Consider the following 16,310-nt stretch of genomic DNA (forward strand, 5'->3'; position numbering starts at 1 on the left):
ATTTCAAGTTTTTAAAGTTGTGTTAGGTTAGTTTGTTTTTGAATTGTTTTTGTTTTGTTTTGTTTTGTTTTGTTTTTAAGTTTGGGTTTGTTCTTTTACATTATTAAGTTGTATTAAGTTTTGTTGTGTTTTGTAATGAGTTGAGTTTGAAGTCTTTTGTTTTGTAAGTTTTGTAGGTGTAATGTAGGTTTGTGTAATGTAATGTTTTGTAAGTTGTTATTAGTGTAGTTTGAATGTGTAAGTTAATTTAAAATACTTACAACACTAAAACAAAATACACTAACACACTTCTTAATGTAAGTTGTAATGGTTTAAGTTGAAGTGAGGTGTAACAAACACACTACACTAAAACAAATAAAATACACTAAAATTAAATTAAAACATAAACCACTAAACATACCACACCACATTACATTACAAAAACAATTACATTAACTTACACTAACTTACATTAACCTAAACTAAACTAAAACACATTAAAACAATTTAAAACAACCTTACACAACAAATAACAACACAACACACTTCACTTCAACACATATCATAACAACACTTCATCTCATCACACTTCAACACAACACAACCCCTAACCTTACAAAGCATAGCAACACATAAAATAACATAACAACACTAATACACTTCATCTCATCTCAACTCACTAACTTAAACAACATTACATTACACCACATTAAAATAATTTAATGTTTTTTTTTGTTTTGTTTTGTAAACCACAAAGCATTAACTAAACATACCACAACTTACATTACACTACACAACACAACAACTTACACTACACAAAATACACTAACTTAAAAAAATTTAAAACAAATTAAATTAATTTACATTACACACCACTAAACTAAACAAAACAAAACAAAACAAAACAAACATACCACAAAACACCATTACATTAACACATAACATAACATAACAACATTACATTACATTACATTACACCACACAACAAAACATACCACACGTTGAGTTGGTTTAAGTTAAGTTATTTCATTTCAAGTTATTGTAGTGTATTTTGTGTAGTGTAAGTTGTTATGTTGTGTAGTGTAATGTAAGTTGTGGTATGTTTAGTTAATCCAAAACATATCAACACAATTCATAACAATTTAAAACAAAACATAACAAATAAAATCAATTCATTACAAACCATACCATACCATACCATTACAAAAACAACCACAATTTAATTCAAAACAATTCAAATGACTTCAAAACATAACAACATAACATAACATAACATAAAACAACTTATTACATTAATCAAAACAATCAAATAAAAGAACAAATCAAATCAAAAACACTTCAATCAAACAACTTAAAACAATTTAAAACTATTACAAACCATTACATTTACAAAACACAAACCATTAAAACAACATAACATAACATAACATAAAACAAAACAAAACAAAACAAACTTATATTAAAACAACTCAAACCATTAAACACATTACATAATATTATATTAGGGTAGGGTATATCCTTTTACCTTAATTACGTATCTAAATTTATTATCCTCTCTTTTTTTTTATATATTCTGGATTATACATTTTTTCTAATCCTTTTAGCGTTGCTTTTACTACGTTTATTGGATTAGTTGATCCATAACATTTAGCTAATACATCATATATACCTGCTACTTCTAACACTGCTCTCATTGCCCCCCCTGCAATGATCCCAGTCCCTGTATGAGCTGGCTGCATAAATATTTTAGAAGCACCATATGTACAATAAATTTTATGTTGTAAAGTAAACCCATTTAAATTAATAACAATTAAATTTCTTTTAGCTTTTTCAATCGCTTTTTGAATAGCAACTGAAACCTCCCTCGCTTTACCTTTTCCAAAGCCAATGGTACCTTTTCCATTACCTATTATTATTGTAGCAGAAAAACCAAATATTCTTCCTCCTTTTACTACTTTAGAAACACGATTTATCTTTACTAATTTTTCTTTAAAATCACTTTCTTTTTTTTCTGTCTTCATCATTATTAACCTTTATTAAAATAATAAACCACCTTTCCTAGCCCCTTCAGCTAATTCTTTTATACGCCCATAATATTTAAATCCAGAACGATCAAACGATATTTTTTTAGTAACACCAACACCTATTTTTTTTGCACGTTTAGCTAAAATTAGTCCTACTCTTTTTGCTATGTCCATGGGTTTGGGTTTAAGTTTAATGTTTTCTATATTTTTTTTTATATCTTTATCTAAAGAAGAAGCACTTACCAAAACCTTTCTCCTATCTGTTGATAAAATTTGCGCATATATATTTTTTGATGTTCTTTTAATACAAATAGATTCAATAAAGTTTTTACGTATTTTAAATCTTACTCTTTTTTTACGAATTTCTTTTTTTATTTTTAATTTCATACTTATGTTCACTCTTATTTTTTTTTAACTTCTTTATATTTAATTTTTTCGTCACTATAACGTATTCCTCTGCCTTTATAAGATTCTATAGGGCGAACTGAACGTATTTCAGCAGCAACTTTACCTAGCATTTGTTTATGTGCACTTTTTAAAACTATTACAGTATTACCATAAGTTTCTGCTAATATATTTTTAGGTAATTTATATTCAATTCTATGGGAATATCCTAGCATTAAATTAATCCTTCTACCATTTATTTTTGCTCTATATCCTACTCCATTAATTTCTAATTTTTTAGTGAATCCTTTATATACTCCAATAATCATATTATTAACTAATGCTCTCATTGTTCCAGCTATTACCCAATTTTTTTTTAATTTTGAATGAAATTTTAATTTTTTGTTTTCTTTTACGATTAAAACTGATGAATGTTTTTTTAAAAATAATCTTCCATTTTTACCACTTATCATTACAATTTCTTTATCTAAAATTATATCAACGTTATCAGGTATTTTAATTGGACATTTAGCTATTTTTGACACTTTTTCTCCTTTTATTTCAGAAGTAACTGTTTTTTACTAAAAACAATTTTATTGTACAACTAATACTAACTAACTAAAACACAACATAATTTAAGAGCCTTTCACTTCAAGTAATGTGTTGGATTAAATTAATTTAAAACAAACTAAGTTGGATTAGTTATGTGTAGTGTGTTGAGATGAGATGAGATGAAGTGTGTTGTGTTGCTTTGTAAGTTGTATTTTTTGTGTTGTGTTTTGTTTTGTTTTGTTTTGTTTTAAGTTGTTTTAAGGGGTTGTGTAAGGTTAAGGTTGGGTTTTTGGTTTGTTTTTTAAGTTGGTTTGTAATGGTTTGGTTTTGTTTGGTTTGGTTTGTAATGGAGTTTGTTTGGGTTGTGTTGTGTTGAAGTGTTATGTGTTGGGTTAAGTTAAGTTATTTCATTTCAAGTTATTGTAGTGTATTTTGTGTAGGTTGTTGTAAGGTTGTTTTAAATTAAATTAAATTGTTTTAATGTGTTTTAGTTTAGTTTAGGTTAATGTAAGTTAGTGTAAGTTAATGTAATGCTTTGTAATGTAATGTAATTGTTTTTTTGTAATTTAATTTAATCCAAAACAATCAAAAACAATTCAAAACAAGTTAAGTTAGTTATGTGTAGTGTAATGTAAGTTGTAATGTTTCTAATGTGTTTAGTTTTTATTTTAAGTTAGTGTAGTTACGTTGACTTGTGTAAGTTGTGTAATGTTGCTTTAAGTTATGATTTGTTGTTGAGATGAGATGAATTGATTTAAGTTGTTTTTATTTGAGGTGAGGTGTTATGTGTTGCTTTAAGTTTTGTTTATTTTTACTTTAAGTTATGCTTTGTATTGAGGTGTTGTTGAGATGAGTTGGATTTGATTGTTTTTGATTGAGGTCTTTTAAGTTGTGGTTGTTTTTGTAATGGTTTAGTTTGGATTAATGTGTTATGTTATGTTTTGTAATGTTTTTGTTTTGATTAATGTAATAAGTTGTGATGTTTTAAATTGATATGTTTTGAAGTGTTTTATGTTATGTTATGTTGTTTTGAAATGTTTTGAAGTGTTTTGAATTGTTTTTTTTTTGTAATGGTTTGAAGTCATTTTATTTGTTATGTTTTGGATTAACTAAACATACCACAACTTACATTACACTACACAACACAACAACTTACACTACACTAACTTGAAATGAAATAACTTAACTTAAACCAACTCAACGTGTGGTGTGGAAGTGTTTAGTGGTGTGGTGTAATGTAATGTTATGTTATGTTATTTTATTTTGTATTAACTTAAGTTAGTGTATTTTATTAGTTGGTTTGTATTGTTTTTTGTATTAATTTACATTACATTAATTTAAAACAAGTTGTATTAAGTTAAGTTTTGTTTTTTTAAGTTAGTTATGTGTAGTGTAGTTTGTGTAAGTTTGAAATGATTTGAAGTCTTTTGAATTGATTTGATTGTTTTGAATTGTGGTTTTGTTTTTTACATTAATGTAAGTTTTTAAAGTTGTGGTTTGTATTGGTTTAAGTTTAGTTGTATTGAGTTAATATAATATAAGTTGACTTTAATATAAGTTAATGAGTTGTGGTGTAATGAGATGAGATGTAATGTTTTGTGGTTTGTTTAATGTTGTATTAAGTTGGATTAGTTATGTTTGTTTGTTTGAGTTTTTTTGAGTTGTGTTTAGTTTGAAATGATTTGAAGTCTTTTGTTTTGTTTTGTTTTGTTTTTTACATTACATTACATTACATTACATTACATTAGTGTAAGTGTTCGTTGTTATGTTTTTGATTGTTTTTTACATTAAGTTTTGTAATGCTTTGTTGGGGATTGGATTGAGTTAGTGTGGGGTGAGTTGTAATACTTTGTTGTTGTATTGAGGTTTAGTTATGTAATGTGTTGTTTTGTTTTTGGTTTGAGATGAGTTGCTTTGCTTTGCTTTGTGTTGCTTTGATATGCTTTGAGGTTTAGTTTTTTGGATTGTGTTTGGTTTTTTTTGTAATGGTTTATGCTTTGGTTTTTGTTTTTTTGGTCTGGTCTGGTCTGTAATGTGTTGTTTTGAGGTGTTTGTTTTTTGGTGTTATGTTTTTTATATTTTTTGTAATGGATTAAATTAGTGTAAGGTGTTGTTTTTTGTAAGGTTAAGTTAAGTTAAGTTGTTGTAAGGTGTTGTGTAATGTAAGTTGTGTTAACTTAATGTGGTTTTAAATTGTTTTAATGTGTTTAGTGGTGTGGTTTTAACTTAACTTGTGGTGTAATGTTTTGTAAGTTGTTATGGTATGTTATGTGTTAACTTAAGTTAGTGTAATTTATTTAAAGTTGTGTTGAAGTCTTTTGTTTTAAATTGTTTTGTTTTTGATTTGTTCTTTTATTTGATTGTTTTGTTTTTGGTGTTATGTGTTAAGTTTTGTTTTAACATTACTCCTACCTAAGTTTGTGTAAGTTATATAAGTTGTGTTGGGTTAATGCTTTGTGGTTTAAGTTTAGTTGTATTAAGTTAATGTAATGCTTTGGGTTTGTTTTTTATTTTTGGTTTGTGTTAAGTTGTAATGTTTGGTTTTTTGAGTTGTAATAGTTTGGATTAAGTTAGTGTGTGTTGATATGCTTTGTTATTGTTATTGAGGTGTTATGTTTTTGATTAAGTTTTGTTGTTTTGGATTGAGATGTTGTGTTATGTTTTCTGGTATGGTATGGTATGGTTTGTAATGGCTTGAGGTGTGTTGTTTTGTTTTAATGCTTTTTAAGTTTATATTTTTTAGGTATGTTATTTTGTGTTGTTTTTGATTGAGGTTTAGGTTTAGTTGTGTGTTGTTTTATTTTTGTTGAGGTAAGTTGTTATATTAAGTTTAAGTTTTGGATTGTTTTAATATAAGTTGGATTAGTTATGTGTTGTTATGTTTTTGATTGAGGTCTTTTGGTATTAGTGTTGTGTTATAAGTTGTGGTGTTTTGAGTTGCTGTTGTTATTTGGATTGGATTGGATTGAGTTACGTTACGTTGTATTTGAGTTGAGCTTTGTTGTTGTATTGATGTGATGTTGTGAAATTGAGTTGCTTTGAGGTGTTGTTGAGTTTAGTTGTAATGGTGTGTTTTTGTAATGTTTGGTTTTGTTTTTTATTTTTGGTTTGGATTTGATTTGTTCTTTTATTTGATTGTTTTGTTTTTGGTGTTATTTATTTTGTTTTTTTGGAATAATGAGGTGTGTAATGTAATGCAATGTAAGTTGTATTAAGTTAGTGTGGTGTAAGGTTGTTATGTGTTGGTTTTTGTTTTTGTTTTTTTACATTAAGTTATTTTATTTTGTATTAAGTTTTGTTTAGTTGTTTAAATTGTTTTGGATTGTTTTTGTAATGGATTAAGTTGAGTTATGTGTTGCTTTTATATGCTTTGTATTGAGGTGTTATGTTTTGGATTTTAGTTTTGTTTTTTTTATTTTTTGGTCTGAGGTGTTATGTTTTGTAAGTTGTTAGTTGAGGTGTTATGCTTTGAGATGAGATGTGTTGTAATGTGTGGTTTTGAATTGTTTTTTGGTTTTGGTTTTGGTTTTGATTAAGTTAGTGTGTAATGGTTTATGCTTTGTTGAGGGTTTTATTTTAAGTTTAAGTTTTGGTTTTTTTTAAGTTGTGGTGTAATGGTTTGGTTTGTGTTGTGTTGAAGTGTGTTGGTTTGATTTGATTGGGTTTGTTTTGTTTTGTTTGAGGTTTAGTGTTATGTTTTTGTTTTGTTTTGGATTTAAGTTAATTTGTGTTAAGTTGTAATGCTTTTGGATTGTTTTGATATGAATTGAGGTGCTTTGCTTTGCTTTGCTTTGAGGTCGTTTGGTATTAAGTTTAGTTGTTTTGATTGGTCTGTTTTGTAATGGAGTTGTTGAGATGAGATGAGTTGATTTAATTTAATTTGATTTGTTTTGTTTTAAGTTGTGTTGGTCTGTTTTGTAATGGATTAAATTAATATAATTAAGTTGGGGTGTTATGTAATGTAATGGAGTTTGTTTGAGGTCTTTTATTTGAGGATTTTTAACTGATAAAACAAATCACCTCACCACCTATTCCTTTTTTTCTTGCTTCATAAGATGTCATTATTCCTTTTGAAGTTGATATTATAGTGATACCCAAACCACTTTCTACTTTTTTTAACTGATCTTTACTATGATAAATACGTAAAGAAGGTTTAGAAATACGTTTTAGTTTCTCTATTACAGGTTTGCCTTTAAAATATTTTAATTTAATTTTTATATTTGTTTTATCATTTTCATAATATGAAATATAACCTTCTTCTTTTAAAATTCTTGCTATTTCTAATTTTATTTTTGAATTTGGAATAAACACTGTTTCCATATATGCTAGTTGTGCATTACGAATTCTTGTTAACATATCTGATATAGTATCTTGCATATTCATTTTTTTACTTTCCTATTTTTATTACCATTACATTACCAACTTGCTTTTGTTAACCCAGGTATATAACCCATCATAGCAGCTTCCCTTAATTTATTACGACTCATTCCAAACTTTTTATAATATCCTCGTGGTCTTCCTGTAATAACACATCTATTTCTTTGTCTTATTGGATTTGAATCTCTAGGTAAACATTGTAATCTTAATTGGGCTTTAAATTTTTCTTCAGCTGATGTTTTTATATTATTGATTATTTTTTTTAAATTATTTCTACGTTTATAATATTTTTTAACTATACGTCTTCTTTTTAATTCTCTCTCTATAATACTCTTCTTAGCCATTAAAATAAGACCTCTTTTTTTTATTCTTTTTTAAATTTAAAACCTAAAGCACTAAGAAGTTCCAAACCTTCTTTATCACTTTTTGCTGTTGTTGTTATTGTAATATTTAAACCGCGTATACCATTTATTTTGTCATAATCTATTTCTGGAAATATTATTTGTTCTTTTAATCCTAATGTATAGTTTCCATACCCATCAAACGATTTTTTATTTAAACCACGAAAATCTCTTATTCTTGGAATGGCTAAGTTAATTAATCTATCTAAAAAATCCCACATACGTTTTCTTCTTAAAGTTACTTTTATTCCAATGGGAAATCCTAAACGTAATTTAAAACTAGCAATAGATTTCCGTGCTTTTGTAATAATTGGTTTTTGTCCTGTTATTTTTTTTAAATCTTTTTCTGCTTTTTCAATTAAATTTTTATCATTTCTTTCTACTGTTTTCCCCAAACCCATATTTAAAGTTACTTTATTTATTGTTGGGATTCGCATTATGTTAAAATACTTTAATTTAATACTCTTCATTTTTTCTTGGCTTTTTAATTAATTTTTTGATTTAAATAGGTACTCACACTTTATTTTTACTAAACCAAACCGTTTTACTTTTTCTTATCTGCTTTACCTTTTGCTGAATTAAAAATAGCTACATTTGAATAATTTATTGAGGCTTCTTTTTTAATTATACCTCCTATTGTTTTTCCTTTATTTTTTTTATGATGTTTTCTTATATTTATTCCTACAACCCACACTTTATTTTTACTTATCCGTTTTACTTTACCAATTTTACCTTTTTCTTTCCCAGTTATTACTATTACTACATCATTACGTTTTATTTTGTACATATCTTTTTTATAATACCTCTGACGCCAAAGACACAATCTTCATAAATCTTTCTGTACGTAATTCTCTTGTTACAGGGCCAAATATCCGAGACCCAACAGGTTGTTCTGTAGTATCATTTAATAATACTACTGCATTACTATCAAATCTAATTATTGAACCGTCCTTACGTCTTATACCTTTTTTTGTGCGAACTACCACTGCTTTCATTACTTGCCCTTTCTTTACTTTACCTTTAGGTATTGCTTCTTTAACTGTTATTTTTATCAAATCCCCTATTTTAGCATATCTACGACGAGACCCTCCTAATACTTTTATACATTGCACTTTTTTTGCTCCACTATTATCTGCTAGTTCTAAATTAGTTTGTGTTTGTATCATTGTTCCATTTACTTTTTATTTTTTAAAATTTTAATTAAAATCCAAGATTTTTTTTTAGACAATTTTAAACTTTCTGCACACTCAACTAAATCTCCTATTTCTGCTTTATTTTGTGCATCATGCACACTTATTTTTTTTGATCTTTTTACATATTTACAATATGTTTTATGTTTAAATTTCCTTTCTATTACAACAACAATTGTTTTCTTCATTTTATTACTAATTACTTTACCTTTAATTTTTCTTACTTTTCTATTACTTTTCATACTACTCTTTACCTAATTTTTCATTAATTTTAGTTTTTAACCGCGCAATGTTTCTACGTATCTTTTTAAATAAATGCATTTTATTTACTTGTCCTATTCGTTTTTGCATTCTTAACTTAACTTGTTCATTTAATAATGACAATACTTTGTTTTTTAAGTCTTCAATAGATTTTTCTTCCTTTTTTTTATTTTTCATAACTTACATAATTACCTTTTTAACAAAATTAGTAATAAATGGCATTTTTTGAGCTGCTAATGCTAAAGCTTCCTTTGCTACTTCTTCATTTACTCCTTCAATCTCATAAATTATTTTTCCTGGTTTTATTCGTGCTACCCAATACTCCACAGATCCTTTGCCTTTTCCCATACGTACTTCAAGTGGTTTTTTTGTAATTGGCTTATCTGGAAAAACCCGTATCCAAATTTTCCCACCACGTTTTACATGCCTAGTGATTGCTCTTCGACCTGCTTCTATTTGTCTTGATGTTATCTTACTATTAACTAATGCTTTCATTCCATATTCCCCAAACTTTACATCATTTCCACGATAAGCGATACCTCTATTCCGTCCTTTTTGATGTTTACGAAATTTCGTCTTTTTAGGCTGTAACATTTTCCTCCTTATTTTTTTTAAAATATAAGGTCTTTACGTCTTGCATAGTTCCTAATATTTCTCCTTTAAATACCCAAACCTTTATCCCTATCACCCCATAATTAGTAAATGCTTCTTCTTTATAATAATCTATATTTGCACGTAAAGTATGTAAAGGTACTCTACCCTCTTTATACCATTCTTTTCTAGCAATTTCTGCCCCTCCTAATCTACCTGATAATTTTATTTTAACGCCTTTAGCACCTAATCTCGTTGCATTTTGTACTGCTCTTTTCATAGCACGACGAAACATTACACGGTTTTCCAATTGTACTGCAATATTTTGAGCTATTATTTTAGCGTCTATTTCTGGTTTTTTTATTTCTTCAATTTCAATTTGTGTTTTTATGCCCATAATTTTATTTACTTCATTTCTTAATTTATCTACCTCTTCTCCGTTTTTACCAATTACAATACCTGGTCTTGCTGTATAAATAATAACACTAGCATTATTAGCAGTGCGTTCAATACATATTCGACTTATATTTAGTTTAGTATTAACATTTTTTAAACGTTTTTCTATAACCTTTCTAACTTCAATATCTTTCTTTAATAATAAAGAATAATTTCGTCTCTCAGCAAACCAAATTGCCAAATGATTTTTTCTAATTCCTAATCTCATACCTATTGGATTTACTTTTTTACCCATTTGATCGTCCTTACTATTTACTTTCACTTTCCATGCCTAATCGTGATGTTACATTACTTTTTACTACTTCCATTCCCAACTTCCTTTCCTTACATTACAAAAAAAAAATCTAAAATAAAAAAAACAACTTAAAACATTACAAAAAAAAAATCACATTCAACACAAACAAACAAACCCCAAAAATAAAAAAAAACCTCAAAAACAAAAACAACAACACCATTAAATTAAACCAAACAATTTAAAACCATAACACCCCAAACCAAAACACACCATTACACTACAACACAACACTACACTACACTACACTAACTTGAATTACAAAACAATTTAAAACACTTCAAAACATATCAATTTAAAACAAGTCAAAACAACTTAAAACAAAACAATTTAAAACATCACAACTTATTACAACTTATTACATTAATCCAAACAAACAATTTAAAACCATTACACTAAAAAACAATCCATTACATTACAAACCAAAACATACCATACCATACCATACCATACCACAACTTGAAATGAAATAACTTAACTTAATACAAAGCATTACATTAAACAAAATACACATAACTAACTTAAAAAAAATTAAATTAAATTACATTACATTACATTACATTACAAAGCATTACATTAACTTACACCACTAAACTATTACAAACCACCCCACATTACATTAACTTGTTTTAAATTAATTTAACACATAAAAGAAAATAACATAACATACCATAACACTTCATCTCATCTCACTTCAACACACCTCAACATTAAACAAACCACAACAATCAAAAACACTTCAAACCATTACATACCACAATCAATTACATTACATTACAAAACATACCATTACAAAACAATTCAAATGACTTCAAAACATAACAACATAACATAACATAAAACAATTTAAAACACTTCAAAACAAAACAAAACAAAACAAAACAAATGATATCAATTCATTTCATTTCATTTCAAAACATACCATTACAAAAGAATTCAAATCAAATCATTACAAATCGTATCGTATCGTTTCAAAACAACAACACCACAACTTAATGTAAACCAACACAACTTAAACAAATTAACACATAACAACTTAATACAAACTAACCCAACTTAAACTTTAAAAACTTACTTACACTACACTCCAACACACTTCAACACAACACAACTACACTACACTAAAACAACTTACATTACACCACAAGTTAAGCTAAGTTAAAACAATCAAAAAGACTTCAAACCACACTACATTAAAATACATTACATTACACCACAACAACTACACATAACTAACTTAAAAAAAAGTAACCTAACTTAACATAATGTAATTTATATTAATTTAAACCATTACACAACAACACACCACAACTTACACTACACATAACTAACTTAAAACAATTCAAAACAATTTAAAACACTTCAAAACAAAACAAAACAAAACAAAAACCAAACATTACACAACACCACAACTTGAAATGAAATGAAATGAAATAACTTATATTAACTTAAACCAAAGCAAAAGCATAAACCATTACAAAAAAAACACATAACTAAACATACCACAACTTACATTAACAACATTACACTAACTTATAAATTACATTACAAAACTTAAATTACATTAATCAAAAACAAAGCAACACAAACCATTTAAAACCACACCATTACAAAAACAAACAATCAAAAACACTTCAATCCAAAAAAACTTAACACAACATTAACCTACACTAACTTACACTACACTACAACACACTACTTAAATTAAATTAACACATAACAACACATACCATAACACTTCATCTCATCTCACTTCAACACACCTCAACATTAAACAAACCACAACCCACTACACTAAATTAAACAACATTAAAACACAAACAAAATAACTTACATTACATTAACTAATACAACTTAAAAAAACTAAACACATAACATAACATAACATAACAACTTTAAAAACTTACATTACACAAACCTTAAAACCACAAAACATAACACATTAAAATAAACAACACAACACCACTAAACATACCACACCACATTACAAAGCATTAATTTAATCCACCCCATTACAAAAACAAAACAAACTTATATTAAAACAATACAACTCAAACCCCCAAACAATCCAATCCAAACAAACCACATTAAGTTAACACAACTTACATTACATTAACTTACACCACTAAACTAAACAAACATACCACATTAACTTGTTTTAACTAACTTAATGTAAAAACAAACAAACTCAAATACAAGAACAACTCAAACACATAACAACACAACTTTAAAAACTTAAAATAACTTATTACATTACATTAACTTAAACAACACACTTCAAAGCATCTCAAAGCAAAATAACACAACTGATATTAAAATAACTTAACTTAACCTAACCCTAACCTAAACTAACCTTACCTTACACAAACAATTTAAAACCATACCATTACAACTTAACTTAAACAACTTAAAGAAAAACACACTAACTTACCATTACAAACAGAAACGAAAAGATCCAACAAGACCTCAATTCCTAGCCTTTTCATAGCCACTACTATCAGAGCTGCTCAAAAACTTAACTGCTTCTTTTTTTACATTACACAACACAGAACAGAACAGAACAGAACAGAACAGCACAGCACAGTACAGTACAGTACAGTACAGCACTGCATTATATTAACTTAAAGCAAAAAACTTGAAATGAAATGAAATGAAATAACTTACATTAACTTAAATACAAAAACTTACCTCCACTTTTCTCATCTCTCTCCTCATTACTTTACTAATCTTTTCTCCTATGCTGTCCGATCCTTGTCTCTGATATTACTGTTTTTTTACCTTAAATGAACTGATCGGTCCTGTCCTAATCTGTTCTCCTCTTTTGCTCTCTCTGTCCTGAACTTTTCTTTGTTAGATGTTACTACTTTTTCTTTAACTCGTATAGTGACATGACAAGTAGGTTTTATGATCTTATCAGAACAACCTTTAGCTCTTGGTAAAATTCTTTTAAAACTTTTACCTTCATTTATCCAAATAGCAGATATTATTAATTTTTCAAACTTAATCCCCTTATTTTTTTTTGCGCTGTAAATAACAGATTTTAAAGTTTTCTTTATTATATTGGCGGCTTTTTTAGATGAAAATTGTAAAATTTCCAATGCTCTATATACTGATTTTCCTCTAATTTGATTTGCTACTAATCTAGCTTTTTGTGAAGATAATCGTACCCCACATAATTTTGCACTTACTTCTTCCATTCTTTTTTACCACTTAATTTTTTATCAGCTATCTGACCTTTTTTATGACCTTTAAACGTACGAGTAACAGCAAACTCCCCTAACTTTCTACCTACCATTTCTTCTGAAATATAAACAGATATATGTTTTCTTCCATTATGTATTGCTATTGTTAACCCAACCATATCCGGCAAAATCATAGATCGTCTGGACCAAGTTTTTATTGGTTTTTTTTCATTTTTTTTTAAAGCTTTTTCTATTTTTACAAAAAGATGTTTATCTACAAAAGGACCTTTTTTTATAGAACGTGGCATGTTATAACTTCCTTATATTTTCCGTGTTTTATACCCTTTAGTCTGTTTTCCCCAAGGTGATACTGGATGCCTTCCTCCACTTGTACGACCTTCACCACCACCGTGAGGATGGTCTACAGGATTCATTGCGACCCCTCTAACTGTGGGTCGAATACCCTTCCATCTTCTTACCCCTGCTTTCCCTAATTTACAAAGATTATATTTTGAATTACTTACTTGTCCTATAGTTGCACGACAATCTGAATTAAGTTTAAGAACACTACCTGTCCTTAATCGAATTATCACATATCCTGCGTCAATAGAACTTACTTGAGCGTAATTACCTGCACTACGAATTAATTGAGCACCTTTTCCTGGTTTTAACTCTACACAATTAATTTTTGTTCCTAAATGAATATGTTTTAATGGTAATGTATTACCATTTTTTATCGCTACATTCTTTCCTGACTCTATCTTATCACCTATTTTCATTCCTTTTGTTGAAATAATATAACTTCTTGCTCCATCTTTATATTTTATTAATGCTATCCTTGCATTTCTATTAGGATCATATTCTATTCTTTCAATAATAGCCGTTATATTATCTTTCTTTCTTTTAAAATCTATTTGTCTATAATATTGTTTATGTCCTCCTCCCATATGACGTACAGTAATTCTACCTTTATTATTTCTGCCACCATGTTTCTTTTTTACTTCTATCAACTGCCTTTGTGGCCTACCTTTATATATTTTTCTTTTTTTTAATTTTATAGCATGCCTAATTCCCGCAGAAGTCGGTTTAACTTTAACTAATAACGCCATTTTTTTTACTCACCCATTTAAATTTAATTCTTCTATATTTTCACCTTTAAATAATTTTACATATGCCTTTTTATACCTACCTCTTTTCTTTTTTTGTGGCACATTTGCTACTCTGACTGAGTCTACTTTTGTTCCAAATAATAACAAAACAGCTTTTTTAATTTCTTTTTTTCTAGCTCTTTTAGAAACTTTAAACACATAGTTACCTTTAGATGCTTTTAATAAAGCTTTTTCGCTAGTATGTGGTCCTAATAAAACTTGTAATAATTTTTCTTTATATTTATATTTCGTCATTATATTTTTAATTTGTCCTCTAATTTTAGCAAAGCTGCTAATGTGATTATTACTTTATCTGTTTTTATAAGACTTAACGGATTTACTGATCTTACGTTTATAGGATTAACATTCGGTATATTACGGGAAGATAATACAAATTTTTTATTTTCTTTTTCCGTTATTATAAGACTTTTCAGATTTTTTATATTTAACTCTTCCAGTTTCCTAATTAGTTTTTTTGTTTTTATAAAATTAACATTCATTTCCTTTAAAACAATTAATCTTTTTTTACGAATTAACTGAGATATTATCGCACACATAGCTATTCTATACATTTTTCTATTTACTTTCTTCTGATATTTCTTTTTACTTGCAGCAAAAGTTACACAACCTCCTCTCCATAATGGAGATCTTATACTGCCTGCACGAGCCCTTCCTGTTCCTTTTTGTTTCCAAGGTTTTTTACCCCCTCCCCTAATATTTTTATATTTTTTTTGTGCTTTTGTTCCCTGCCTTGAATTTTTGATGTACGATGTTACTACTTGATGAATTAATGACTTTTTAAATTCTCTATCAAATACTTCTTTTGATACTTCTATTTTTTCACTTGTATCTCTAATTTTTAACTTCATTTTTTTTCTTCATTATTTTTTTTATTAATACTTTACTTCCCGTAAATCCTGGACATGCCCCTTTTATAATAATTAAATTGAGTTCTAAATTAATTTTTATTATTTTTAAATTTTTTACTGTTTTTTTATCAGTTCCCATTCTACCCGCCATCTTTTTACCTTTAAACACTCTTCCTGGATTTTGACATTGCCCTGTTGAACCTGCTATTCGATGAGCAAGTGAATTACCATGACTCTTATTTTGTGATTTAAATTTCCACCTTTTTATAGTGCCTTGATATCCTTTGCCTTTAGAAACTCCACTAACCTTAACCACTTCATCGATTTTAAAACTCGATACTGTTATTTCATCTTTACCATTATTCACACCTATTGTTTTAAATTCCTGCTTACTTATTCTAAATTCTTTTACAGTTTCTACTTTTTTCTTTTTTAATTTACCGGTACCGTTATAAAGTTGTATTGCATTATATCCATCTTTTTTGTTTGTCTTTATTTGTACTATTCTATTAGGCAATACCTCTATTATAGTCACAGGTATTGAAATACCTTTCTCTTTCAAAATTATACTCATTCCTATTTTCTTTCCAATTACTCCAAGCAT

Annotated in this window: 17 protein-coding genes and 1 pseudogene; all 18 read right to left on the minus strand. The window is 27.5% G+C overall.

What is annotated here, in order from left to right; translation table 11 throughout:
* Positions 1-1,526 precede the first annotated feature (1,526 nt).
* The 18 genes and pseudogenes from rpsE to rplC all read right to left on the minus strand — a co-directional run bounded on the left by rpsE (position 1,527) and on the right by rplC (position 16,310).
* Positions 1,527-2,003, minus strand: coding sequence for a 30S ribosomal protein S5 (gene rpsE / locus H7S46_RS00510; RefSeq protein ID WP_310888249.1), 477 nt, complete (start codon positions 2,001-2,003; stop codon positions 1,527-1,529).
* Positions 2,004-2,015: 12 nt separating this feature from the next.
* Positions 2,016-2,390, minus strand: a complete 375-nt coding sequence (locus H7S46_RS00515) for a 50S ribosomal protein L18 (protein ID WP_183042894.1) — start codon at positions 2,388-2,390, stop codon at positions 2,016-2,018.
* Between the two features lie 14 nt (positions 2,391-2,404).
* Entirely contained in the window at positions 2,405-2,932 is a 528-nt protein-coding gene (gene rplF, locus H7S46_RS00520) for a 50S ribosomal protein L6 (protein ID WP_183042895.1), read from the minus strand.
* A 4,006-nt stretch (positions 2,933-6,938) separates the two neighbouring features.
* Positions 6,939-7,322, minus strand: a complete 384-nt coding sequence (gene rpsH, locus H7S46_RS00525) for a 30S ribosomal protein S8 (protein ID WP_183042896.1) — start codon at positions 7,320-7,322, stop codon at positions 6,939-6,941.
* Between the two features lie 32 nt (positions 7,323-7,354).
* Complete coding sequence (rpsN, locus tag H7S46_RS00530) at positions 7,355-7,660, minus strand: 30S ribosomal protein S14 (RefSeq protein WP_183042897.1); 306 nt, start codon at positions 7,658-7,660, stop codon at positions 7,355-7,357.
* Between the two features lie 20 nt (positions 7,661-7,680).
* Positions 7,681-8,187 (minus strand): 50S ribosomal protein L5, encoded by a 507-nt coding sequence (rplE, locus tag H7S46_RS00535; RefSeq protein WP_183042898.1) that lies wholly within the window; start codon positions 8,185-8,187, stop codon positions 7,681-7,683.
* A 74-nt stretch (positions 8,188-8,261) separates the two neighbouring features.
* On the minus strand, positions 8,262-8,504 hold the full coding sequence (gene rplX / locus H7S46_RS00540) for a 50S ribosomal protein L24 (RefSeq protein WP_183042899.1): 243 nt from the start codon (positions 8,502-8,504) through the stop codon (positions 8,262-8,264).
* Between the two features lie 7 nt (positions 8,505-8,511).
* Positions 8,512-8,883: a 50S ribosomal protein L14 gene (gene rplN, locus H7S46_RS00545; RefSeq protein WP_183042900.1), complete on the minus strand. Its 372-nt coding sequence runs from the start codon at positions 8,881-8,883 to the stop codon at positions 8,512-8,514.
* A gap of 8 nt (positions 8,884-8,891) precedes the next feature.
* Positions 8,892-9,149, minus strand: coding sequence for a 30S ribosomal protein S17 (rpsQ, locus tag H7S46_RS00550; protein ID WP_183042901.1), 258 nt, complete (start codon positions 9,147-9,149; stop codon positions 8,892-8,894).
* Between the two features lies 1 nt (position 9,150).
* Positions 9,151-9,345, minus strand: a complete 195-nt coding sequence (gene rpmC / locus H7S46_RS00555) for a 50S ribosomal protein L29 (protein ID WP_183042902.1) — start codon at positions 9,343-9,345, stop codon at positions 9,151-9,153.
* A gap of 3 nt (positions 9,346-9,348) precedes the next feature.
* A complete protein-coding gene (gene rplP / locus H7S46_RS00560; protein ID WP_183042903.1) occupies positions 9,349-9,762 on the minus strand; it encodes a 50S ribosomal protein L16 in 414 nt (137 codons plus the stop codon).
* Positions 9,749-10,450, minus strand: a complete 702-nt coding sequence (rpsC, locus tag H7S46_RS00565) for a 30S ribosomal protein S3 (protein ID WP_183042934.1) — start codon at positions 10,448-10,450, stop codon at positions 9,749-9,751. Before rpsC ends, rplP begins: the two co-directional genes overlap by 14 nt.
* 2,921 nt (positions 10,451-13,371) lie before the next feature.
* Positions 13,372-13,704, minus strand: a pseudogene (gene rplV / locus H7S46_RS00570) (50S ribosomal protein L22); the annotation flags it as partial.
* Positions 13,692-13,997: a 30S ribosomal protein S19 gene (gene rpsS / locus H7S46_RS00575; protein WP_183042905.1), complete on the minus strand. Its 306-nt coding sequence runs from the start codon at positions 13,995-13,997 to the stop codon at positions 13,692-13,694. The pseudogene rplV and the gene rpsS, both read right to left, overlap by 13 nt.
* Before the next feature lie 12 nt (positions 13,998-14,009).
* Positions 14,010-14,798 (minus strand): 50S ribosomal protein L2, encoded by a 789-nt coding sequence (gene rplB, locus H7S46_RS00580; protein ID WP_183042906.1) that lies wholly within the window; start codon positions 14,796-14,798, stop codon positions 14,010-14,012.
* Between the two features lie 9 nt (positions 14,799-14,807).
* Entirely contained in the window at positions 14,808-15,092 is a 285-nt protein-coding gene (locus H7S46_RS00585; protein WP_183042907.1) for a 50S ribosomal protein L23, read from the minus strand.
* On the minus strand, positions 15,092-15,706 hold the full coding sequence (gene rplD / locus H7S46_RS00590; RefSeq protein ID WP_183042908.1) for a 50S ribosomal protein L4: 615 nt from the start codon (positions 15,704-15,706) through the stop codon (positions 15,092-15,094). Before rplD ends, H7S46_RS00585 begins: the two co-directional genes overlap by 1 nt.
* Positions 15,690-16,310 carry a 50S ribosomal protein L3 gene (gene rplC, locus H7S46_RS00595; RefSeq protein ID WP_183042909.1) on the minus strand — a complete coding sequence of 207 codons (621 nt, stop codon included), beginning with the start codon at positions 16,308-16,310 and terminating at the stop codon, positions 15,690-15,692. Before rplC ends, rplD begins: the two co-directional genes overlap by 17 nt.

The organism is Candidatus Portiera aleyrodidarum, assembly GCF_902713745.1.
Classification (GTDB): Bacteria; Pseudomonadota; Gammaproteobacteria; order Johnevansiales; family Johnevansiaceae; genus Portiera; species Portiera aleyrodidarum_D.

Bases quoted from the DNA above. Each gene is read 5' to 3' on its own strand.
- rpsE (WP_310888249.1), bottom strand. From the start codon at position 2,003: ATGATGAAGACAGAAAAAAAAGAAAGTGATTTTAAAGAAAAATTAGTA.
- H7S46_RS00515 (WP_183042894.1), bottom strand. From the start codon at position 2,390: ATGAAATTAAAAATAAAAAAAGAAATTCGTAAAAAAAGAGTAAGATTT.
- rpsH (WP_183042896.1), bottom strand. From the start codon at position 7,322: ATGAATATGCAAGATACTATATCAGATATGTTAACAAGAATTCGTAAT.
- rpsN (WP_183042897.1), bottom strand. From the start codon at position 7,660: ATGGCTAAGAAGAGTATTATAGAGAGAGAATTAAAAAGAAGACGTATA.
- rplE (WP_183042898.1), bottom strand. From the start codon at position 8,187: ATGAAGAGTATTAAATTAAAGTATTTTAACATAATGCGAATCCCAACA.
- rplX (WP_183042899.1), bottom strand. From the start codon at position 8,504: ATGTACAAAATAAAACGTAATGATGTAGTAATAGTAATAACTGGGAAA.
- rplN (WP_183042900.1), bottom strand. From the start codon at position 8,883: ATGATACAAACACAAACTAATTTAGAACTAGCAGATAATAGTGGAGCA.
- rpsQ (WP_183042901.1), bottom strand. From the start codon at position 9,149: ATGAAAAGTAATAGAAAAGTAAGAAAAATTAAAGGTAAAGTAATTAGT.
- rpmC (WP_183042902.1), bottom strand. From the start codon at position 9,345: ATGAAAAATAAAAAAAAGGAAGAAAAATCTATTGAAGACTTAAAAAAC.
- rplP (WP_183042903.1), bottom strand. From the start codon at position 9,762: ATGTTACAGCCTAAAAAGACGAAATTTCGTAAACATCAAAAAGGACGG.
- rpsC (WP_183042934.1), bottom strand. From the start codon at position 10,450: ATGGGTAAAAAAGTAAATCCAATAGGTATGAGATTAGGAATTAGAAAA.
- rpsS (WP_183042905.1), bottom strand. From the start codon at position 13,997: ATGCCACGTTCTATAAAAAAAGGTCCTTTTGTAGATAAACATCTTTTT.
- rplB (WP_183042906.1), bottom strand. From the start codon at position 14,798: ATGGCGTTATTAGTTAAAGTTAAACCGACTTCTGCGGGAATTAGGCAT.
- H7S46_RS00585 (WP_183042907.1), bottom strand. From the start codon at position 15,092: ATGACGAAATATAAATATAAAGAAAAATTATTACAAGTTTTATTAGGA.
- rplD (WP_183042908.1), bottom strand. From the start codon at position 15,706: ATGAAGTTAAAAATTAGAGATACAAGTGAAAAAATAGAAGTATCAAAA.
- rplC (WP_183042909.1), bottom strand. From the start codon at position 16,310: ATGCTTGGAGTAATTGGAAAGAAAATAGGAATGAGTATAATTTTGAAA.